Here is an 18,080-nt window from a genome sequence, read left to right on the forward strand (position 1 = left end):
CGCACATGATCGCTGGCTTGCGCAATCGGAGTGGGAGGCCGTTGGCTCCCCTCACGGCAAGCTGCCCGATCCTACGGATCAGAAGGTTGCAGGTTCGAATCCTGCCGAGTGCACACAGGTCAACGGCTGACATCAACGCGGCCCGAAGTGCCGATCACTCCTCGGCGTGTGGCTCCTGCCCGCCGTCTGATTCCTCCGTCGGCTCGTCCAGTCCAAGCGCGTCGTCCATCCGATCGGCGGCGGCCTTGAGCGTTGCGCTCATCACGTGCGCGTAAGTGTCCAGCGTCATCGTGATCGTGCTGTGCCCGAGCGTTTCCATGATCGTGCGAGCGTCCACGCCCTGTGCGAGCAGGAGCGACGCGCACGTGTGTCGGAGGTCGTGCACCCGCACCCGTCGTACGCCGGCGTCCCGGCACAGGATGGTGAGCATCCGGTTCAGGCCGCGGGGGTCCGTGACGCGGCCGGTCGTCGTGGTGAAGATCAGCCCCTCCGGCTGACCCGGTGTGGGCTGCCACTTCTTCCCCGTGACCTTGCGTTCCTGCTCCTGCTGGGCTCGGTGCTGTTCGAGTGCCCGAATGCAGTGCTTCGGTAGCGACACCGTACGGATGGAGCGCATGGTCTTGGGACTGCCGAAGATCAGCTCGCGCCGGATGCGCTGCACGTTCCGGCGGACGCTCGGTGCTGCCGTCGGGCCGGGTCTCGGTCCGGAAGTTGATGGCCGGTCGGGCGGTGTCGACTGCTCGCCCGTTGCTGGTCGGGTGGGTCATGCTGGAGGTCTCCAGTTCCTTGACGGGTTCTGGCTGGCAAGGGCGACCCCAAGTCTTTGGCGAGAGGGGGGCCGCCCTTGGCGTGGCTGGTGCTGTCCGGTTGGGCAGGGAGGGCGTGACCACGGCGTGCGGCGAGCCGTTCGAATACAGTGGCTCGCCCAGCTCGCCGTTCTGTGAGGTGTGGTGGCCGTGAACCCCCTGTCCGCTGCGAATGTCCCCGGTCCCGCACTGCCGACGTGGGCCACGATCGTCATCGTCGTCGTGGGCGCTCCGCTGATGGCTGTGCGTCTGTATCGCATGTATCGCCGGGGCCGCTACTAGCCGTGGAAGTGGTTGCGCTTGAAGACGGCCTTGCGAATGTTGACCGTGGTCCCGCCCTTGTGGCCGCTCGCGCTGAAGACCTGCACAGCGATCCAGCCGCCGAAGATCGCGGCGGCGAGGACGATGAGCTGGGTGATCAGGGCCGTGAGGGCGGCGATGAACGAGGCGAGCAGGAGCAGTACGCCGCACACGGCGAGGAACCCGACGCCCCCGAGGGCGACGTTCATCGCAGCGCGGGAGACGGTTCGTAGAACCGCTGCCCCTTCGAGCCGCGTCCGGCCGAGAGCTTCTGTCAGGCCCGCTTCGGCACCTTCTTCATCAGGGCATCGGCGCGGAAGCCCGCGCCGGTGGTCACCTCGGACGTGCAGGCCACCGCGAGAACGTAGCCGATGCCGCGTTCCTCCAGCGCCGTCCGCAGTTTCGGGTTGCCGCCGTAGACCTCGTCCCCAGTGACCCAGCCGATACGGTGCCCGGCGGCCAGGAACCGTTCGATCATCGCCCGGGCCAGTTCCGGCTTGGTCGCAAAGACGGTGTCCTCGCCGAGCCCCGCCGCCCGGCAGCGGTCCGCGTCGCACGTCCAGGAGCGAGGAAAGTACAGCTCCCGGTCCACCGCCGCATGCTCCCGCTCGCCGACGTAGACGAGGTAGACCGCGACCTGGGCGTTCTCGATCCGCCCCGCGGTGCCGGTGTACTGGCGCCGGACACCGACGGTGTGCGCGCCCTTCTTCACGTCCCCGGTCTCGTCGACGACCAGCACCGCGGCCTCATCGCGGAGGTGCTCGACGACGTACTCACGCACGTCGTCGCGGACGGCCTCGGCATCCCAGACGGCCCGGCACAGCAGATGCTGCATGGCGTGCGGGCCGGCCTCCCCGGCCCACTCCGCGATCGTCCAGCAGTTCTTCCGCGGCAGGTCCGACAACAGACCCAGCACCAGCCGCCCGGCCCGGCGCCGGGGCTCAAGCCGCTTGAACCGGCCTGCGTCCGCCCCAGCAGGCCCTCGAACGCCTACCGCCAACGCGCGGGATCTATGCAGTGACCTGCGGCCACCGTTGATCATCGTCAGTCCACACAACTCACGATGATCAACGGTGGCCGCAGTCAGTTGCGCGGGCAGCCTGGGCAAGCTGTCGGTGGCGGCTGCTACGAATGTCGGCATGACCGACGACGAGATCATCCACAGGATCCGAGAGCAGGATGCGGCTGGCGAGCTACCGCCACCTGCGTCGCCCGAGGCCGTGGCCGAGCTTGAGACCGCAGTGGGGCATCCGATGCCGCCGCTCCTCAAGCGGATCTATCTCGAAGTCGCCGACGGTGGGTTCGGCCGCTGGGGTGAGGCTTTGTCCCTTACCGACACGTCCTACAGCTTCAGCAACAGCTGTCGGCTGCTGGAGGAGTACTTGGGCTGGCGAGGAACCCCCAACCACCCGCCGTCTGTTGTACCGCTCCTGACGTGGGGCTGTGCGATCTGGTCACTCGTCGACTACAGCACCCCAGAAGGCCGCATGTGGGGTTGGGATCCCAACGCACGATGCCCTGAACACGGACACGCTCTGTTCCCCGAAGACCTCACATTGGCCGAACGGCTCTGCGGGTGGCTGGACGGACGCTCGGACTTTCCGAAGGCGCCCGCTGGCCCGTACTGCACAGATTGCTGAAACCACGGCACTGCCGTGCGACTGCATTCCGGTGGCCACTCTGCCAGGCATCCTTGCGCGCCTTACAGGTCAGCCGAAGCGATGCGTTGTGCGCCCTTTGTGTGCCCTCCCCAGTCGGGGAGCTTTGCCAGCTGCGCCTCCAGCAGGGGCCGCGGAATCGTGTCTGTGATCACCATCATCGTGGTGAGGATGTGGTCGGTGCGGACGACGGCGTAGGTCGCGGGAGTGCTTACGTTGAAGGCGCTGGTGGTGAACCGGAAGCCGACGGATTCGTCCCCGAGATCCGGGGCCTGGGCCGGTTCGAGGTCGCGGTAGATCATGGGTGCGCCGGGAACCTTGAAGCTGCCCGAGCACTCTGTGAGCGCCTTGCGGACATCGTCGAGCGCCGAGCGGGCATCATCCCCCTGATGGACAGTCACCCACAGTTCCCCGACGATGGAGTTCAGCTCGCCAGGGCCCGAGAATTCGCGGACGGCCCGGGCGGTCGCGGGGCGCGGCGTATTGGTGAAGGCCAGCTGCGCAATGGGTAGGCACTCGTCCTTGTCGGCCTGGTACGACCCCTCCGGAAGCAGGTCCTCTGCCGGCTCGGTCACCCGGAGGCCGGCGACGGTCCCCACCATGGTGAGCTTCTCAAGGGTGGCGTTGGACAGGGAGGGCCTGGCCGCGGGCCCGTCTGCCGGGCCGCTGTGCTCGGAGCTCCTGCAGGCAGCAAGGAGCAGAGCGATCGAAAGGGCAGCAACGGCAGCGGTACGGCGAAGGGGCATGAAGAGTGCTCGGTTCTCTGAACGTCGCCTCCAGCAAGAGGCAAGGCGAAGGTGGGCAGGATGTTTTGAGCCTCCGGCGGTGAGGCGCCCAGGTGTTCGACAAGCGAAGATCTAAGGCCAGAAGCCCCCAGGCGTCAAAACCCTTCGGTGGTGCCTGGCCGTCCCTGACACCTCAAGGGCACCGGGGTCTCTGACCGATCCGGCCATAGCTACGGATCAGAAGGTTGCAGGTTCGAATCCTGCCGAGTGCACACAGATGAGAGGGCCCTGGTGATCCTTCTGTTCTAGTGGTCGTCGCAACACCCCAGTTCAAGGGGTGCGATGGACTCCGGGAGGGGAAGGAAGCGGTCCGAATCCTCCGTCATGGTCTCCCGCTGGAGGATCTGACGGCCCGCGCGTCGGCTCTGCTGATCGACGTACAGCTCACCGGCCTCACCTCGGCGGAGCCCGAGGCAGAGCACTCAGCGTGGGCAGGGGCGCGAGCACGCGACCTCGGCGCGATTCCTCGAAGCGCTCACGGCCTGGGCGGAGACCGGGCCCGGTTGGTACGAACGTCATCGGGGAGGGGCACCGCCGACCGAAGGGCACCGGACGTACTTCGCTCACGCGCCGTCTCTCGGCAGGCCGAGGCCGCTCGACAGCGGCCGACGGTGACCGATGGCGACCCCTCCTGCGCCATCGCCTGCCGCCGTGACTCCCCTGCGCCGCGTGAGCTGGCCGGTCTGCCGCGCGGAAGCGATGCGACCGAGATCCGGGAGCTGTACATAGCTCTCCCGGACGAGGAGAGCGCGGGCCGCTGTCTCCTGGTGAGCCTTGCGTACGGTCTCGCGAAAGGCGAGCAGGTCAGTAAGCTTGCCTGTGTCTTGTCAGGCGTAGGTCCAGCGCCATGCGTTCGAGCTGTACGTGCACTTGATTCTCGCACCGCCCGCGGTGGTGGTAATGGCACCGTGGTCTCTGTTTCGGCAGAACTGCCCCGCTGAGTAACAGTTTCCCGAGTTGGAGACGATCGAGCACGTGCCGGTGCTGTCCTGGCTTCCGCTGTCGCCATTTGTGTCGGCTGCCTTGGCGGTGGCGGTGGCGGTCTTGGTGACGGTGACCGTGGGGCCGGGCTCAGCCTTGGCCTTGACTGTTTCGGTGACAGTCGGGCCGGGCTTGGGCGTGGCCGTCACGGTCGCGGTTATGGTCGTCGCGGGTTTGACTCTGGCCTCGACAGGCTCCTGTTCACTGTTCCCCGCGCCGACAATGAGCGCGCCCGCGATGAACAGGCCCGAGCCACCGAGCCATACGCGCTTTCGCTTACGAAGCGGGCGGGTATCGGGCTGGCGTGGCGTCGGTGGCACGGGCGTGGTGTACGGATTGGCCATCTCGTCCCCCCCAATGTGATTCGGGTGGAGAGACCGTAGTGCCCGGGTGCCATGGCATGTGGCCGGGGTGTGAAAGAGGTGACTGTTCTGTGGCCGTTGCCCTGGCGGTGCTCCGTACAGGACCGTGACGCCGCCCTTGGGAGAGACGGTTCGAGGTCGGGGGCACGGGGGTGGCCTCATCATCGGCTGCGGACGGCGGTGGGGCTCTGGCGCGTCGTCTCCTCCGTTCGCGGGCGGTGGCGACGAGGATCTGACCGGCCTGATCGGCCTGTTGGTCCGCTGACCGGCCGTTTCGGAAACCCGGGCCAGGGCAGGGCTCCTGGCCACGGCGAGCGTGGCGCCCGGGTCAGTCGGGCAGGCCCAGGTCCTCGCGCATGATGCGGCGCATGGTGGTGAGCCGGGGTTCGGCGGACTTCAGGTCCATGAGGGCCTGTTCGGCGCTCTCCCTGTCGCGCGTCAGGCCGCGATCGATGCGCTTGGCGGTGGCGTCGGCCGTGGCCAGGACGACGTTCACCTCGCGGGACGCGTTCAGCACCGCCTGGGGGACGATCATCTGGGCCTCGGCGTAGCGGTCGCGGTAGTCCCGCCGGGCCTCCTCGACCTGGGCGCGGTCGTCGTCGGTGTAGACCCCGTCCCGCAGCCGGTGCAGGGCGTCCTTCAGCATGGTGTGGAAGTGGCGGGAGGCCCGGTTCATCGCCGTGTAGGCGGCGCGCCGCTCCTCGAAGTGCCGCCTTCTCTCCTCGGTCTCGCGCTCCTCCGCCCGCTGGTGCCTGGCCGCCCAGGTCGTGACCAGCGGCGCGAACAGCGTGCCGAGGACCCCGACGACGGCAGCGACCATGGCGGCTATGGCGGCACCCATGGGGCGACCCTAACCGCACCGGCCCGCTCGTGCGGCGCGCGGCGGCCGAGACGGGGCATGGAATTCTTCCGCCACCACCGTGACCGGTCGGGCTCCACGGCGTTCCGTACGGAACTCGTGGCGGAGCACCGGTCCCGGCCCCCCATGGACCGGTACGCCGACGAGCTGATCGCCCGCGGCCCGACCTTCGCGGCCGACGGCGGCACCCCCACCCCCACTGGCAGCGTGCACATCGTCGACCTGCCGGATCCCGCCGCCGCCCGGGCGTTCGCCTTCGGCGAGCCCAACTACCAGGCCGGCGTCCACCGTGACGTGCTGCTGCGCCGCCGGCGCAACCTGCTCCGTGGCGCCCCTCGTCACCTGGCTGCCGCACCTTGCCGGCCGGGGCAAGCCACCCGGGCCGTGGGACGGACACCCCGGATGCGTGTCCGGCCGGCCGGCGAGGCGCGGGCGCGGGCACGGACGGCGCACGGCGGCACCGGCGCAGACCGGCCCCAGGGGCGTCGGCCCACCGGGCGGCGATCCACGGCCCGTCGGCCCGTCGGGGACCGGCCCGTCGGAGGCCAGCACGTCGGGACCGGCCCAGCGGAACCCGGCCCGTCGGCGACCGCCCCGTCAGGGACCAGCCCGGCGCAAACCGGCCCGTCGGAGACCGCCCGGTGACCTTGGCGCGAAGGGCGTTGTCAGTGGGTGGGCCTAGTCTCGGAGGTGATGGCACAGGCATGGAGATGCGCGGGGCTGCGGTGGGCCGAGGACGGCCCCGTGCTGGTGTGGGACCGGGGGCGCAGCAGCGCGCTGCCTCGGGGGAAACGGGTGGCCTTCGGGGTCCTGGACGGGGGTGTGCGGACATGTGTGGGAGCGCGGGGGCATCTCTGCCCGGTGCGGGCGGCCGTGTCGGGGCGGAGCACGGGCGCGCGGTGCGAGGAGTGCGCGCGGCTGGACCGGGCGCACTCCGTGGCCGCCGACACCGTTGCGGACGACCCCCGGCCGTACCACGTGTATCTGGCCTGGTTCGGGCCCGGCCTGGTCAAGGTCGGGATCACCGCCGAAGAACGGGGCTCGGCACGCCTCCTCGAACAGGGCGCCGTCTGCTTCAGCTGGCTCGCCCGCGGCCCGCTGATGGCCGCGCGGTGCGCCGAAGAGCTGCTGCGGGCCGCGCTGCGGGTGCCCGACCGGATCCCGTACGGCGAGAAGCGGGCGGTGCGGTCGGCGCTGCCCGGCACGCCGGCTGACCGCGCGGTCGAGATCGAGGCGCTGCACGCGCGCGCCGTGGCGCTCGACGCCTGGCCCGAGGCGCTGGTCAGGGAGCCGTACCGGCCCGTCGACCACGCCGAGGTGTTCGGGCTGACGGCGGGCCTGACGGCCGCGTACGGCGAGGTGACCGAGCTGGTCCCGGGCGGGGGCGTGAGCGGTGCGCTGGTCGCCGTGGCGGGGCCCGATCTGCACCTCGCCACCGAGCGCGGGACGGTCGTCCTGGACACCCGGCTGATGACCGGATGGGAGCTCGTTCCGGCCCTGCCCGGGGCCGGCGGGCACGGTGGGGTGACCGTGCCCGTGCGGAAGTTCAAGGAGGAGAAGGGGGTTCAGGACGAGCTCTTCTGAGCCGTTCCGGCGGCCGGGCGTGGACAGCCCGCGTCCCGTCGGCGATCGTGGGGGACATGAGCGATCGTCCCGGGGGAGCGCACGCGTGACGGGTACGGAGGCGGTGCCCGGCGCGGAGACCGCCGAGGCCGCCGAGGTCAGGGGGTTCTGGGAGCGGCTCGGGCTGCCGGGGCTCGTGGACGTGCACACGCACTTCATGCCCGAGCGGGTCCTGCACAAGGTCTGGGCGTACTTCGACGGGCTCGGCCCGCTCACCGGCGGCCTCGAATGGCCGATCACCTACCGCGCCGAGGAGGGGGAACGGGCCGCGCTGCTGCGCGAGTTCGGCGTACGGGCCTTCACGGCGATGCTGTATCCGCACAAGCCCGGCATGGCCCGCTGGCTCAACGGCTGGGCCGCCGGGTTCGCCGGCCGTACACCGGACTGTCTGCACACCGCGACCCTCTTCCCCGAGGAGGACGCCCCGGACTACGTCCGGCAGGCGCTCGACGAGGGCGCCCGGGTCTTCAAGGCGCATGTGCAGGTGGGCGCGTACGACCCGGCCGACGGACTCCTCGATCCGGTCTGGGGGCTGCTCGCCGAGGCCGGCGTCCCGGTGGTGATCCACTGCGGTTCCGGGCCCGCGCCCGGCAAGCACACCGGACCCGAGCCGATCGGGCGGGTGCTGGCCCGGCATCCGCGGCTGCGGCTGGTCGTCGCGCACCTCGGCATGCCCGAGTACGAGGACTTCCTCGCGCTGGCCGAGCGGTACCCGGAGGTACGGCTCGACACGACGATGGCGTTCACGGACTTCAGCGAGGGCTACGCGCCCTTCCCGCGGCGCGCCCTGACCCGCCTGGCCGACCTCGGCGACCGCGTCCTGCTCGGCTCCGACTTCCCCAACATTCCCTATCCGTACGTCCATCAGCTGCACGCGCTGGAGCGGCTCGGACTCGGCGACGCGTGGCTGCGGGCGGTGTGCCACGACAACGCGGCGCGGCTGTTTCGAATCTGAGCCGAATCGGTGGCATCGGTGCAGGTCAGGAGCTTCCCAGGAGTTCCCTGAGTGGCGCCTGTGGGTTTCTCAGGGAAATCACAGATATCTGAAAGGGCGCTCTCAGAGGGTCCCGTAAGGGTGGCCACCATGACCACGACCTCGCCCCAGGGGCGCACCGAACTGCTGAGGCCGGACGGGAGCCCCGTCCGAGTGCTTGTGGTGGACGACGAGCTGTCGATCACCGAACTGCTGAGCATGGCTCTGCGATACGAGGGCTGGCAGATCCGCAGTGCGGGTGACGGGCAGGGTGCCGTCCAGACCGCCCGTGAGTTCCGGCCCGACGCCGTCGTCCTTGACATGATGCTGCCCGACATGGACGGGCTGACCGTGTTGGGCCGGCTGCGCCGCGAACTGCCGGACGTACCGGTGCTGTTCCTGACCGCGAAGGACGCGGTGGAGGACCGGATCGCAGGGCTCACCGCGGGCGGCGACGACTATGTCACCAAGCCGTTCAGCCTGGAGGAGGTCGTCGCCCGGCTGCGCGGCCTGATCCGGCGGTCCGGCGCCGCCGACCGGCGCTCCGACTCCGTGCTGGTCGTCGGTGACCTCACCCTCGACGAGGACAGCCACGAGGTCTTCCGGGCCGGTGAGAACATCCACCTCACCGCCACCGAGTTCGAGCTGCTGCGCTTCCTCATGCGCAATCCGCGCCGCGTGCTGAGCAAGGCTCAGATACTGGACCGGGTGTGGTCCTACGACTTCGGCGGCCAGGCCAACGTGGTCGAGCTGTACATCTCGTACCTGCGCCGGAAGATCGACGCCGGGCGCGAGCCGATGATCCACACCCGGCGCGGCGCCGGTTACCTGATCAAGTCCGCCGTGTCATGAGCGGCCGCCGACGGCCGCGTACGCAGCAGCGACGAGCAGGACAGCCGCGCACCCTGCGGACGCGGCTCGTCGTCGCATCCGTGGTGCTGATCGCCGTGGTCTGCGCGGTGATCGGCACCGTGACCACCCTGGCGCTGCGCTCGCACCTCTACCAGCAGCTCGACGGCCAGCTCACCGAGGTCGGGGCGCGCGCCTCCGGCATGTTCGCCCCGCCGGGGCAGGGCAAGGGCGGCCCCGACCTGCAGAACGACCAGCAGGGCAAGGCGGTCGACCTGACCGATTTCGTCACCCGGGGCCCGCAGCCGCAGTACACGATCGCGGCCGAGGTGGAGAACGGCGTCGTCACCGAGGGCAAGGCCGGGCACAAGTCCGACCACACCCTCGACATGAGCGCGCAGGCGCTGACCGAGGCCCAGCTCGCGGCCCTCGGCGCCGTCTCCCGGGACAGCGGCAAGCACACCGTGGACATCCCCGGCCTCGGCAGCTACCGCGCGCAGTACGTGACCGGCCCCAACGGCAGCTACTACGTCGCCATACCGACCAAGGACACCGACGACAACATCAACACCCTGATCCTCGTCGAGGTCAGCGTCACCGCCGCCGGTCTGGTCGCCGCCGGAATCGCCGGCTACGTCCTGGTCGGCGTCGCCACCCGCCCGCTGCGCAAGGTCGCCGCCACCGCCACCCGGGTCTCCGAACTGCCCCTGCACACCGGCGAGGTGAACCTCAGCGAGCGCGTACCGGAGTCCGAGTGCGACCCGCACACCGAGGTCGGCCGGGTCGGCGTCGCGCTCAACCGGATGCTCGACCATGTGCACGGCGCCCTGCACGCCCGCCAGCAGAGCGAGATGCGGGTACGGCAGTTCGTCGCGGACGCCAGCCACGAGCTGCGCACGCCGCTCGCCTCCATCCGCGGCTACGCCGAACTGACCCGGCGTGGCCGGGAACTGGTCGGCCCCGACACCCGGCACGCGCTCGGCCGCATCGAGTCCGAGGCGGGCCGGATGACGCTGCTCGTCGAGGATCTGCTGCTGCTCGCCCGGCTCGACGCGGGCCGGCCCCTGCAGTTCGAACAGACCGATCTCGTCCCGCTCGTCGTGGACACCGTCAGCGACGCCCGCGCGGCCGGTATGGACCACACCTGGCGGCTCGATCTGCCCGACGAACCGGCCCTCGTGTCCGCGGACGCGGCCCGGCTGCAACAGGTCCTGGTCAATCTGCTGGGCAACGCCCGCAACCACACCCCGCCCGGCACCACGGTCACGGCCCGCGTGCGGCGGCGCGGATCGTGGCTGTGCATCGATGTCGAGGACAACGGCCAGGGCATCCCGGCCCCTTTGCTGCCGCACGTGTTCGAACGGTTCGCGCGGGGCGACTCCGCGCGGTCGAGATCCACCGGGTCGACCGGTCTGGGCCTGGCCATCGTGCAGGCCGTAGCGACCGCGCACGGCGGTGCCGTCACCGTGGACAGCGTTCCCGGGCGCACGGTGTTCACCGTCCACCTGCCCGCGCTCCACCCCGCGCTGCCCGTGCCGGCTCCCGAAACGAAGGGGCCTTCGCACTCACAGGCGCAGCACAGTGCCACCACATGGGCGGAACAGGGCGCCTGACAACAGTCGGAGCATGCGAACCGACTCTTCTCCCGGCACCCTGCCGGCGCGGGAGCACCTCCCGGCCGGCGACGCCGGTACGCCTGTCCTGGACGTAGTGATCCCCGTCTACAACGAGGAGAAGGACCTGGGGCCCTGTGTGCTCAGACTTCATGAGCACCTCACGCGGACCTTCCCGTACGCGTTCCGCATCACGATCGCGGACAACGCGTCCACGGACAGCACCCCGCAGGTGGCGGCCGGTCTTGCGGCGCGGCTCCCCGGGGTCGTCGACTTCCGGCTTGAGCAGAAGGGCCGCGGGCGCGCCCTGCGGGCCGTGTGGTCCGCCTCGGACGCCCCGGTCCTCGCGTACATGGACGTCGACCTGTCCACCGACCTCAACGCGCTGCTGCCGCTGGTGGCCCCGCTGATCTCGGGCCACTCCGACCTCGCGATCGGCTCCCGGCTCAGCCACTCGTCGCGGGTGGTGCGCGGCGCCAAGCGGGAGTTCATCAGCCGCTCGTACAACCTGATCCTGCGCGGCTCGCTGCAGGCCCGCTTCTCGGACGCGCAGTGCGGCTTCAAGGCGATCCGGCGTGATGTCGCCCAGGTGCTGCTGCCGCTGGTGGAGGACACCGGCTGGTTCTTCGACACCGAGATGCTGGTGCTCGCCGAGCGGGCCGGGCTGCGCATCCACGAGGTGCCGGTCGACTGGGTCGACGACCCGGACTCGACGGTGCACATCGTGCGGACGGCGACCGACGACCTCAAGGGGGTGTGGCGGGTGGGCAGGGCACTGGCCACCGGTTCGCTGTCGCTGGACCGGCTCACCCGGCCGTTCGGCGACGACCCCCGCGACCGGGAGATCCAGGACGTGCCGAAGGGGCTGGCCCGCCAGCTCGTCGGGTTCTGCGTGGTCGGCGGCCTGTCGACCCTCTTCTACCTGCTCCTCTACAGCGTCTTCCGGCAGTTCGCCGGCTCCCAGGTGGCCAACGCGCTCGCCCTGCTGGTCTCGGCCGTCGCCAATACGGCGGCCAACCGGCGGCTGACCTTCGGGGTGCGCGGTCGCGGCGGCGCCGTCCGGCACCAGGCGCAGGGCCTGGTCGTCTTCGGTATCGGACTCGCCCTGACCAGCGGCTCGCTCGCCGCCCTGGACGCGGCCACCAGCAGCCCCGCGCACTCCACCGAGCTGGCGGTGCTGATCGCCGCCAACCTCGCGGCGACGGTGCTGCGTTTCCTGCTCTTCCGCGCGTGGGTGTTCCCGGACCGGCGGGAGAGCGGCTCCGAGTCCGGCCATGAGTCCGCCCGCGGATCGACGGTCGTGGCGGCCCACCACCCGGCCCACCTGGGCTCTCCCGGTTCGTACGAGCCCTCCGGGTATCCGGCCCACCTGGGCTCCGTGGCCCCGCACCAGCCTTCCGCGTACCCGGTCCACCCGGACTCTCCCGGCCCGCACCAGCCCTCCGGGTATCCGGCGCACTCGGGCTCCGCGGCCCCGCACCAGCCTTCCGCGTACCCGGTCCGTCCGGGTTCTCCCGGCTCGCACCCGGGCTCCGCCGGCCGCCTCGATCCGGGACCCCAGCCGCCCCGGCCGAGCGCCCCGCTGCCGCGGCGCCCCGCGCCGCACCCGCCGCACCCGCCGCACCCGCCGCACCCGCAGCACCCGCAGCACTCGCAGCACCCGCAGCATCCGCAGCACCCGACCACCCAGTTCCACGCCGACGAGGCCGTGGACGGCACCTGGAGGGACGCCACCGTGCGACTGCAGCCGGTACGCCCTCACGACACCGACCCGGGGGACCCCCGATGACCACCCACTACGATCAGCCGACCGACCGGACCGAACCCGGCCCCTGGGGCCCGCCGCACACCGCTCCCCCGCCGCGGGACCCGGCCACGGCCCCCGCCCCCGAGCCGGGCGAGCCCAAGCCTCCCTTCGCCCGCAGACTGTGGCGCGGACGTCCGCAGGACCCCCGCTGGGCGCGCCCGGCCTTCCTCGGCCTGCTGCTCGCCACCGCGCTGCTGTACCTGTACAACCTGAGCGCCTCCGGCTACGCCAACTCCTTCTACTCGGCGGCCGTTCAGGCGGGCAGCACGTCCTGGAAGGCGTTCTTCTTCGGCTCGTTGGACGCGGGCAACGCCATCACCGTCGACAAGCCCTCGGCCTTCCTGTGGCCGATGGAGCTGTCGGTGCGGATATTCGGCCTGAACTCGTGGGCGATCCTCGCCCCCGAGGTGCTGATGGGCGTCGGCACCGTCGCCGTCGTCTACGCCGCGGTGCGGCGCCGGTTCAGCCCGGTGGCCGGTCTGATCGCGGGCGCGGTGCTCGCGCTCACCCCGGTCGCGGCGCTGATGTTCCGGTTCAACAACCCGGACGCGATGCTGGCCCTGCTGATGGCGCTGGCCTGCTACTTCGTGATGCGTGCCGTGGAGGACGGGCGGACCCGGTGGCTGGTGTGGGCGGGCGTCGCGGTCGGCTTCGCCTTCCTCGCCAAGACGCTGCAGGCCTTTGTGATCCTGCCGCCACTGGCGGTCGTGTACGCGGTCTGCGCGCCGGTGCGGCTGCGCAGGAGGTTCGTCCAACTGGCCCTCGCCACGGCGGCGATGGTCGTCGCGGGCGGCTGGTGGGTGGCGATCGTGGAGCTGTGGCCCGCCTCGTCCCGCCCGTACATCGGCGGCTCGCAGAACAACTCCTTCCTCGAGCTGACCTTCGGCTACAACGGCCTCGGGCGGCTGAACGGTGAGGAGACCGGCAGCGTCGGCGGCGGTGGTGGCGGCGCCGGCGGCGGCTGGGGCGAGACCGGCTGGGACCGGATGTTCAACACCGAGATCGGCGGCCAGATCTCGTGGCTGATCCCGGCCGCGCTGATCCTGCTCGGGGCCGGCCTGTGGGCCACCCGGCGGGCCCGGCGCGCCTCGGCGACCCGGGCCGCGTTCCTGGTGTGGGGCGGCTCGCTGCTGATGACCATGATCGTCTTCAGCTACATGGCGGGCATCTTCCACCAGTACTACACGGTCGCCCTCGCCCCCTACCTCGCGGCCGTGATCGGCATGGGCGCCGGTCTGCTGTGGGAGCGGCGGGCCGAGACCTGGGCGTCGCTCGCTCTCGCGGCCTCCGTGGTGGCCTCGGCCGCCTGGGGCTATGTCCTGCTCAACCGCACCCCGGACTATCTGCCCTGGCTGCGCTGGCTGGTCCTGATCGGCGGTCTGGCCGCCGCGCTCGGCCTGGTCTTCGCGGGCCGGGCGCCGCGCCGGCTGGCCCTCGGGGCGGCGGCCGTGGGCCTCATCGCCGCGCTGGCCGGGCCGACCGCGTACACCCTGAGCACGGTCGGCTCCGCGCACACCGGCTCCATTCCGACGGCCGGTCCGGCGGGCGCGAGCATGATGGGCTTCGGCGGTGGCCGTCCCGGCGGCGGCGGTGCGGCCGGCGGCTTCGGCGGCGGCATGCCGGGCCAGAACCAGCAGAACGGCACCGGCGGTACGCAGGGCGGCCAGGGGCAGCAGAACGGCAACGGCGGCCTCCCCGGCGGCGGCACCGGTGGCTTCCCGGGCGGCGGCATGCCCGGTCAGAACCAGCAGAACGGCAACGGCTTCCCGGGTGCCGGCGAGGGCGGCGGGACGGCCGGCGGTGGCGCCGGCGGTCTGCTCAACGGTGCCACGGTCGGTGCCGAGGCCAAGAAGCTGCTGGAGGCGGACGCCGGGAAGTACACCTGGGTCGCCGCGTCCATCGGCTCCCAGAACGCCGCGAGCTACCAACTGGCCACCGGTGAGCCGGTGATGGCGATCGGCGGCTTCAACGGCACCGACCCGTCCCCGACGCTGGCGCAGTTCAAGCAGTACGTGGCGGACGGGAAGATCCACTACTTCATCGCCGGCGGCGGTATGGGCGGTGGCATGGGCGGCAGCGACAGCGGTACGGCGTCCCAGATCACCTCGTGGGTCGAGAGCAACTTCAAGAAGGTGACGGTCGGTTCGGCCACCTTCTACGACCTCACGCAGCAGTCGAGCGACAGCTGAGGATCCGCCGGGCGGGGCGGGGCGGTGACCACGGTCACCACCCCGCCCCGTTGCCCGTTGTACGCCGTAAAGGAGCTGATCTACGGTGTACAACATGCCGATTCCGTCGGGCCCGCAGATGGCGGCGGGACTGGTGTCCATCGCCGGGCCGGCTTTCGGCGGTTACGCCGGCACCCTGCTCGGGCTGCCGCTGATCGGCGGCGGCTGCGCGCTCGCCAACCCGGCGCTGGCGCACGCCATCATGAGCGCGATCCAGCCGGCCGAGGTGGGGGTCGGCGCCTGGATCAACGGGACGCTCGCGGAGTTCGGCAACGGGCTCGGGGGCGCGGTGCTCGGCGCGGTTCTCACCTCCCGGGCCGCCCCGGACGGGCCGGCCTCGGGGCTGGCGGCGGGTCAACTCTTCGGTGCGGTGAAGGTGTTGGCCGGCGGGCCGGCGGCCGGGGCGCTGCTGCGGCGGGCGGGGAAGGCGCTCGCCTGACGGTTCGGGGGCGCGCGGTGATGCGGACGCGGGGTGATCGCGGGGGTTCTCCGCGGCCCTCGCGGGCCTAGCATCGTCGCATTGTCGTAGGTGGTCGGAGATCCAGGAAGGTGCGTCGATGGCGGAGGGGGCCGGACGGGCGGCGCGTACCAGTGTCTGGCTGGAGGGGAAGACCCGCCGTGGCGGGCGCGGCGGCGGGCAGCCCTCCGGCCTGGACCGGGAGCGGATCACCGAGGTGACCGTGCGGCTGCTGGACGCGGAGGGGCTGGCCGGGTTCTCCATGCGGCGGCTGGCCGCCGAGCTGAGCGTCACCGCGATGTCCGTGTACTGGTACGTCGACACCAAGGACGACCTGCTCGAACTCGCCCTGGACGCGGCCTTCGGCGAACTGCGGCTGCCCGGACCCGAGGACGCGGGCGAGGACTGGCGGGACCAACTGCGGGCGCTGGCCGGGGAGTACCGCTCGCTGCTGGTGCGGCACCCTTGGCTGTCCCCGCTGGCCGGCCGCTATCTCAACATCGGCCCGAACTCGCTCGCCTTCTCGGGCCGGGTGCAGCAGGTCGTGCGCCGCTCCGGGCTGCCCGCGCACGGCATCATGGGCGCCATCGCGGCCGTCTTCCAGTTCGTGTACGGCTACGGCACGATCGAGGGCCGCTTCGCGGCCAGGGTCGCGGCGACCGGTATGACCCCGGACGAGTACCACCGCACCGCCATGACCGCGGTGACCGCGGCCCCGCAGGCCGCCGAGGCGATGAAGGAGTCCAGGGACATCATGGAGACGCGCAGCGGCGAAACGGTCGAGGACATGCTGGAACGGGACTTCACCTTCGCCCTGGACCTCCTGATCGCGGGAATCGAGGAAATGGTCCGCAGACCCACGACCGAGCGGTAGCCATCCGGCGGTGAACCGGCCCACGGCCCCTGCGAATACGCCGTCAGCGCCGGGGTGACGCAAGCCGGTCGCGGGTCTCGCCGGGTCCGGCGCCGCACGGGCCACCCCGGCTGTGCCGTGAGCAGCAAGGTGGTGCCCGGGCTGCGGCGGGTGCATCTTGCTTGGGCAGGCGGGCCGCGGGTGGCCGCTGGGCCGGGCGGGGGCGAGCGTGCTGGGCCGCCCCCGGCCGCGCGCTCCGTCGCCCCGGCGCGCGCTCCTCGGTGTGGGTCGGCCGGTTTCGGCCGGGCCGGGTGAACATGCCGTACGGCCGCCCCGGTCGTGCGCTCCTCAGTGTGCGTCGGCCGTGCGCCTCGCCGGGGGCGGTTCTGTTCGGTCAGGGTGGCCGGGGACGAGTACTTCTGCTCGGCGTGAGCCGGACGGCGTCTGTCCCGGTGGGGTCAGTTTTGTTCTGTCAGGCGGGCCGGGAAGCCGCCGGTGGCTACCGGGCCCCAGCGGGTCGGGGTGATGCGGATGATCGACTTGCCCTGTTTGATCATCGCCGCGCGGTACTCGTCCCAGTCCGGGTGGTCACCGGCGATGTTCCGGTAGTACTCGACCAGCGGCTCCACCGAGTCCGGGCTGTCGATGACTTCCGCCGTCCCGTCCACCTGGACCCACGGCCCGTTCCAGTCGTCGCTCAGCACGATCAGGCTGACCCGCTCGTCCCGCTTGGCGTTGCGGGTCTTGGCGCGCTCCGGGTAGGTGGAGACCACGATCCGGCCGGAGTCGTCGACCCCGCAGGTCAGGGGCGATGCCTGGGGGCCGCCGTCGCCCCGCCGGGTGAGCAGGACGGCCCGGTGCCGGGGCCGCACGAAGTCCAGCAGTTCATCGAGGGAGACGGTGGTGTTCGTCGCGATGTTCGGTGCCATGCGGGCAGCCTAGGGGCAGCGGCCCCGGTTCTGGCTGACCTTGCTGTTCCTACGCCTGTGGCAGCGTTTCGCCCTGCACCGCCTGGACGTCGAGCTCGACCTTCAGGGTCGTGCCGATGGCCGCGATGCCCGCCTGGACGACCTGGTTGTAGTTCATGGCGAAGTCCTCGCGGCGCAGCTCCGTCGTCGCGCGGAAGGCGGCCCGGGTGCCGCCCCAGGGGTCGGCGCCGGTGCCGAGGTAGGCCAGGTCCAGGTCGACCGGGCGTACGACACCGCGCATGGCCAGCTCGCCGTGGACCGTCCAGCGGTCCGGGCCGGCCACCGACAGCCCCGTCGACCGGTAGGTGATCTCCGGGCACCGCTCGACGTCCAGGAAGTCCGCGGACCTGAGGTGGGTGTCGCGCATGCCGTTGCCGGTGTCGATGGAGGAGGCCCGGATCACCGCCTCCACACGGGACTTGCCGATGTCGTCGGGCGCGATCTCGATCGCGCCGGCGAAGTCGGTGAACCGGCCGCGCACGCTGGAGATGCCCAGGTGCTGGGCGACGGCGGCCACCGACGAATGCGCCGGGTCGATGGTCCACGGACCCGGCGGAGGCAGCTCGGTGCCGCCCTGCCGGGCCAGTGTCACCGTGCCGACCTCGGCCCGCCCGCTCGCGGTGACGATCGTGCTCGCCGCGGCGGGCGCGTACCCGACGGCCGTGACGATCACCGTGTACGCCCCGGGCGCGAGGGCCGTCGTGTCCCGCACGGCGCCCTCCGCGTCGGCCTCGGCGCGCAGCACCTGCCTGCCCGTCATGTCGGTCAACGTGACGACCGCGTGCGACACGGCCCATCCGTCCCGGGTGTGGATCCTCGCGGTCAGTCCCATCCCGTTTTCTCCCTGCGACGCCATGGACCGAACATCCATGACGACCTCGAAAAGCCGTACACAGTGGTCATGAAGTGTCTGGCCCGTGGCGGGCGCGTCGCCGCTCGGGGCGCGCCCGCCACGGGC

The 18,080-nt window shown here is 71.4% G+C and carries 15 protein-coding genes and 3 pseudogenes; 10 read left to right on the plus strand and 8 right to left on the minus strand.

Annotation, left to right across the window (positions count from 1 at the left end):
• Positions 1–154 precede the first annotated feature (154 nt).
• From CTZ28_RS43310 to CTZ28_RS43325, 3 genes and pseudogenes are all read right to left on the minus strand, one after another.
• Positions 155–661 carry a tyrosine-type recombinase/integrase gene (locus CTZ28_RS43310; RefSeq protein ID WP_259472080.1) on the minus strand — a complete coding sequence of 169 codons (507 nt, stop codon included), beginning with the start codon at positions 659–661 and terminating at the stop codon, positions 155–157.
• Between the two features lie 423 nt (positions 662–1,084).
• Positions 1,085–1,336 (minus strand): annotated as a pseudogene (locus tag CTZ28_RS43320) (hypothetical protein); the annotation flags it as partial.
• Between the two features lie 47 nt (positions 1,337–1,383).
• Positions 1,384–2,106 (minus strand): annotated as a pseudogene (locus CTZ28_RS43325) (IS701 family transposase); the annotation flags it as partial.
• Between the two features lie 73 nt (positions 2,107–2,179).
• On the opposite strand from CTZ28_RS43325, the gene CTZ28_RS46730 reads away from it, so the two are divergent.
• Positions 2,180–2,746: an SMI1/KNR4 family protein gene (locus CTZ28_RS46730; RefSeq protein WP_147481285.1), complete on the plus strand. Its 567-nt coding sequence runs from the start codon at positions 2,180–2,182 to the stop codon at positions 2,744–2,746.
• Positions 2,747–2,808: 62 nt separating this feature from the next.
• On the opposite strand, the gene CTZ28_RS43330 is transcribed toward CTZ28_RS46730, so the two are convergent.
• From CTZ28_RS43330 to CTZ28_RS43345, 3 genes are all read right to left on the minus strand, one after another.
• The gene (locus CTZ28_RS43330) at positions 2,809–3,366 is read right to left on the minus strand and encodes a hypothetical protein (protein ID WP_147481286.1); all 558 of its coding nucleotides are present in this window, start codon (positions 3,364–3,366) and stop codon (positions 2,809–2,811) included.
• 1,010 nt (positions 3,367–4,376) lie between these two features.
• Entirely contained in the window at positions 4,377–4,874 is a 498-nt protein-coding gene (locus CTZ28_RS43340; protein WP_121895262.1) for a hypothetical protein, read from the minus strand.
• A 346-nt stretch (positions 4,875–5,220) separates the two neighbouring features.
• A complete protein-coding gene (locus tag CTZ28_RS43345) occupies positions 5,221–5,733 on the minus strand; it encodes a hypothetical protein (RefSeq protein WP_121895263.1) in 513 nt (170 codons plus the stop codon).
• Positions 5,734–5,790: 57 nt separating this feature from the next.
• Here CTZ28_RS43345 and CTZ28_RS43350 point away from each other — a divergent pair, with 57 nt between their 5' ends.
• From CTZ28_RS43350 to CTZ28_RS43395, 9 genes and pseudogenes are all read left to right on the plus strand, one after another.
• Positions 5,791–6,396, plus strand: coding sequence for a YciI family protein (locus tag CTZ28_RS43350; protein ID WP_121895264.1), 606 nt, complete (start codon positions 5,791–5,793; stop codon positions 6,394–6,396).
• Between the two features lie 48 nt (positions 6,397–6,444).
• A complete protein-coding gene (locus tag CTZ28_RS43355; RefSeq protein WP_121895265.1) occupies positions 6,445–7,335 on the plus strand; it encodes a DUF2797 domain-containing protein in 891 nt (296 codons plus the stop codon).
• An 85-nt stretch (positions 7,336–7,420) separates the two neighbouring features.
• On the plus strand, positions 7,421–8,329 hold the full coding sequence (locus tag CTZ28_RS43360) for an amidohydrolase family protein (RefSeq protein ID WP_183154872.1): 909 nt from the start codon (positions 7,421–7,423) through the stop codon (positions 8,327–8,329).
• Between the two features lie 129 nt (positions 8,330–8,458).
• The gene (locus tag CTZ28_RS43365; protein ID WP_183154873.1) at positions 8,459–9,199 is read left to right on the plus strand and encodes a response regulator transcription factor; all 741 of its coding nucleotides are present in this window, start codon (positions 8,459–8,461) and stop codon (positions 9,197–9,199) included.
• A complete protein-coding gene (locus CTZ28_RS43370) occupies positions 9,196–10,809 on the plus strand; it encodes a sensor histidine kinase (RefSeq protein ID WP_121895267.1) in 1,614 nt (537 codons plus the stop codon). The genes CTZ28_RS43365 and CTZ28_RS43370 overlap by 4 nt, the downstream gene beginning before the upstream one ends.
• Before the next feature lie 13 nt (positions 10,810–10,822).
• Positions 10,823–12,598, plus strand: coding sequence for a bifunctional glycosyltransferase family 2/GtrA family protein (locus tag CTZ28_RS43375; RefSeq protein WP_259472081.1), 1,776 nt, complete (start codon positions 10,823–10,825; stop codon positions 12,596–12,598).
• Complete coding sequence (locus CTZ28_RS43385) at positions 12,595–14,805, plus strand: mannosyltransferase YkcB-related protein (RefSeq protein WP_121895268.1); 2,211 nt, start codon at positions 12,595–12,597, stop codon at positions 14,803–14,805. The genes CTZ28_RS43375 and CTZ28_RS43385 overlap by 4 nt, the downstream gene beginning before the upstream one ends.
• 118 nt (positions 14,806–14,923) lie before the next feature.
• A pseudogene (locus tag CTZ28_RS43390) lies at positions 14,924–15,283 on the plus strand (MFS transporter); the annotation flags it as partial.
• A gap of 118 nt (positions 15,284–15,401) precedes the next feature.
• Positions 15,402–16,175 (plus strand): TetR/AcrR family transcriptional regulator, encoded by a 774-nt coding sequence (locus tag CTZ28_RS43395; RefSeq protein ID WP_121895269.1) that lies wholly within the window; start codon positions 15,402–15,404, stop codon positions 16,173–16,175.
• Positions 16,176–16,612: 437 nt separating this feature from the next.
• Here CTZ28_RS43395 and CTZ28_RS43400 read toward each other — a convergent pair whose 3' ends face one another.
• Both CTZ28_RS43400 and CTZ28_RS43405 read right to left on the minus strand, forming a co-directional pair.
• Complete coding sequence (locus CTZ28_RS43400) at positions 16,613–17,083, minus strand: PPOX class F420-dependent oxidoreductase (protein WP_121895270.1); 471 nt, start codon at positions 17,081–17,083, stop codon at positions 16,613–16,615.
• Positions 17,084–17,132: 49 nt separating this feature from the next.
• The gene (locus CTZ28_RS43405; RefSeq protein WP_121895271.1) at positions 17,133–17,954 is read right to left on the minus strand and encodes a YceI family protein; all 822 of its coding nucleotides are present in this window, start codon (positions 17,952–17,954) and stop codon (positions 17,133–17,135) included.
• Positions 17,955–18,080: the final 126 nt, after the last annotated feature.

The sequence above is a fragment of the Streptomyces shenzhenensis genome (genome assembly GCF_003688995.1).
Taxonomy (GTDB): Bacteria; Actinomycetota; Actinomycetes; order Streptomycetales; family Streptomycetaceae; genus Streptomyces; species Streptomyces shenzhenensis_A.

What these genes read in the sequence shown, in the direction of transcription:
- CTZ28_RS43350 (WP_121895264.1), top strand. Translation starts at nt 5,791, where the DNA reads ATGGAATTCTTCCGCCACCACCGTGACCGGTCGGGCTCCACGGCGTTC.
- CTZ28_RS43370 (WP_121895267.1), top strand. Translation starts at nt 9,196, where the DNA reads ATGAGCGGCCGCCGACGGCCGCGTACGCAGCAGCGACGAGCAGGACAG.
- CTZ28_RS43385 (WP_121895268.1), top strand. Translation starts at nt 12,595, where the DNA reads ATGACCACCCACTACGATCAGCCGACCGACCGGACCGAACCCGGCCCC.
- CTZ28_RS43375 (WP_259472081.1), top strand. Translation starts at nt 10,823, where the DNA reads ATGCGAACCGACTCTTCTCCCGGCACCCTGCCGGCGCGGGAGCACCTC.
- CTZ28_RS43405 (WP_121895271.1), bottom strand. Translation starts at nt 17,954, where the DNA reads ATGGGACTGACCGCGAGGATCCACACCCGGGACGGATGGGCCGTGTCG.
- CTZ28_RS43395 (WP_121895269.1), top strand. Translation starts at nt 15,402, where the DNA reads ATGGCGGAGGGGGCCGGACGGGCGGCGCGTACCAGTGTCTGGCTGGAG.
- CTZ28_RS43365 (WP_183154873.1), top strand. Translation starts at nt 8,459, where the DNA reads ATGACCACGACCTCGCCCCAGGGGCGCACCGAACTGCTGAGGCCGGAC.
- CTZ28_RS43330 (WP_147481286.1), bottom strand. Translation starts at nt 3,366, where the DNA reads ATGGTGGGGACCGTCGCCGGCCTCCGGGTGACCGAGCCGGCAGAGGAC.
- CTZ28_RS43355 (WP_121895265.1), top strand. Translation starts at nt 6,445, where the DNA reads ATGGCACAGGCATGGAGATGCGCGGGGCTGCGGTGGGCCGAGGACGGC.
- CTZ28_RS43400 (WP_121895270.1), bottom strand. Translation starts at nt 17,083, where the DNA reads ATGGCACCGAACATCGCGACGAACACCACCGTCTCCCTCGATGAACTG.
- CTZ28_RS43340 (WP_121895262.1), bottom strand. Translation starts at nt 4,874, where the DNA reads ATGGCCAATCCGTACACCACGCCCGTGCCACCGACGCCACGCCAGCCC.
- CTZ28_RS43345 (WP_121895263.1), bottom strand. Translation starts at nt 5,733, where the DNA reads ATGGGTGCCGCCATAGCCGCCATGGTCGCTGCCGTCGTCGGGGTCCTC.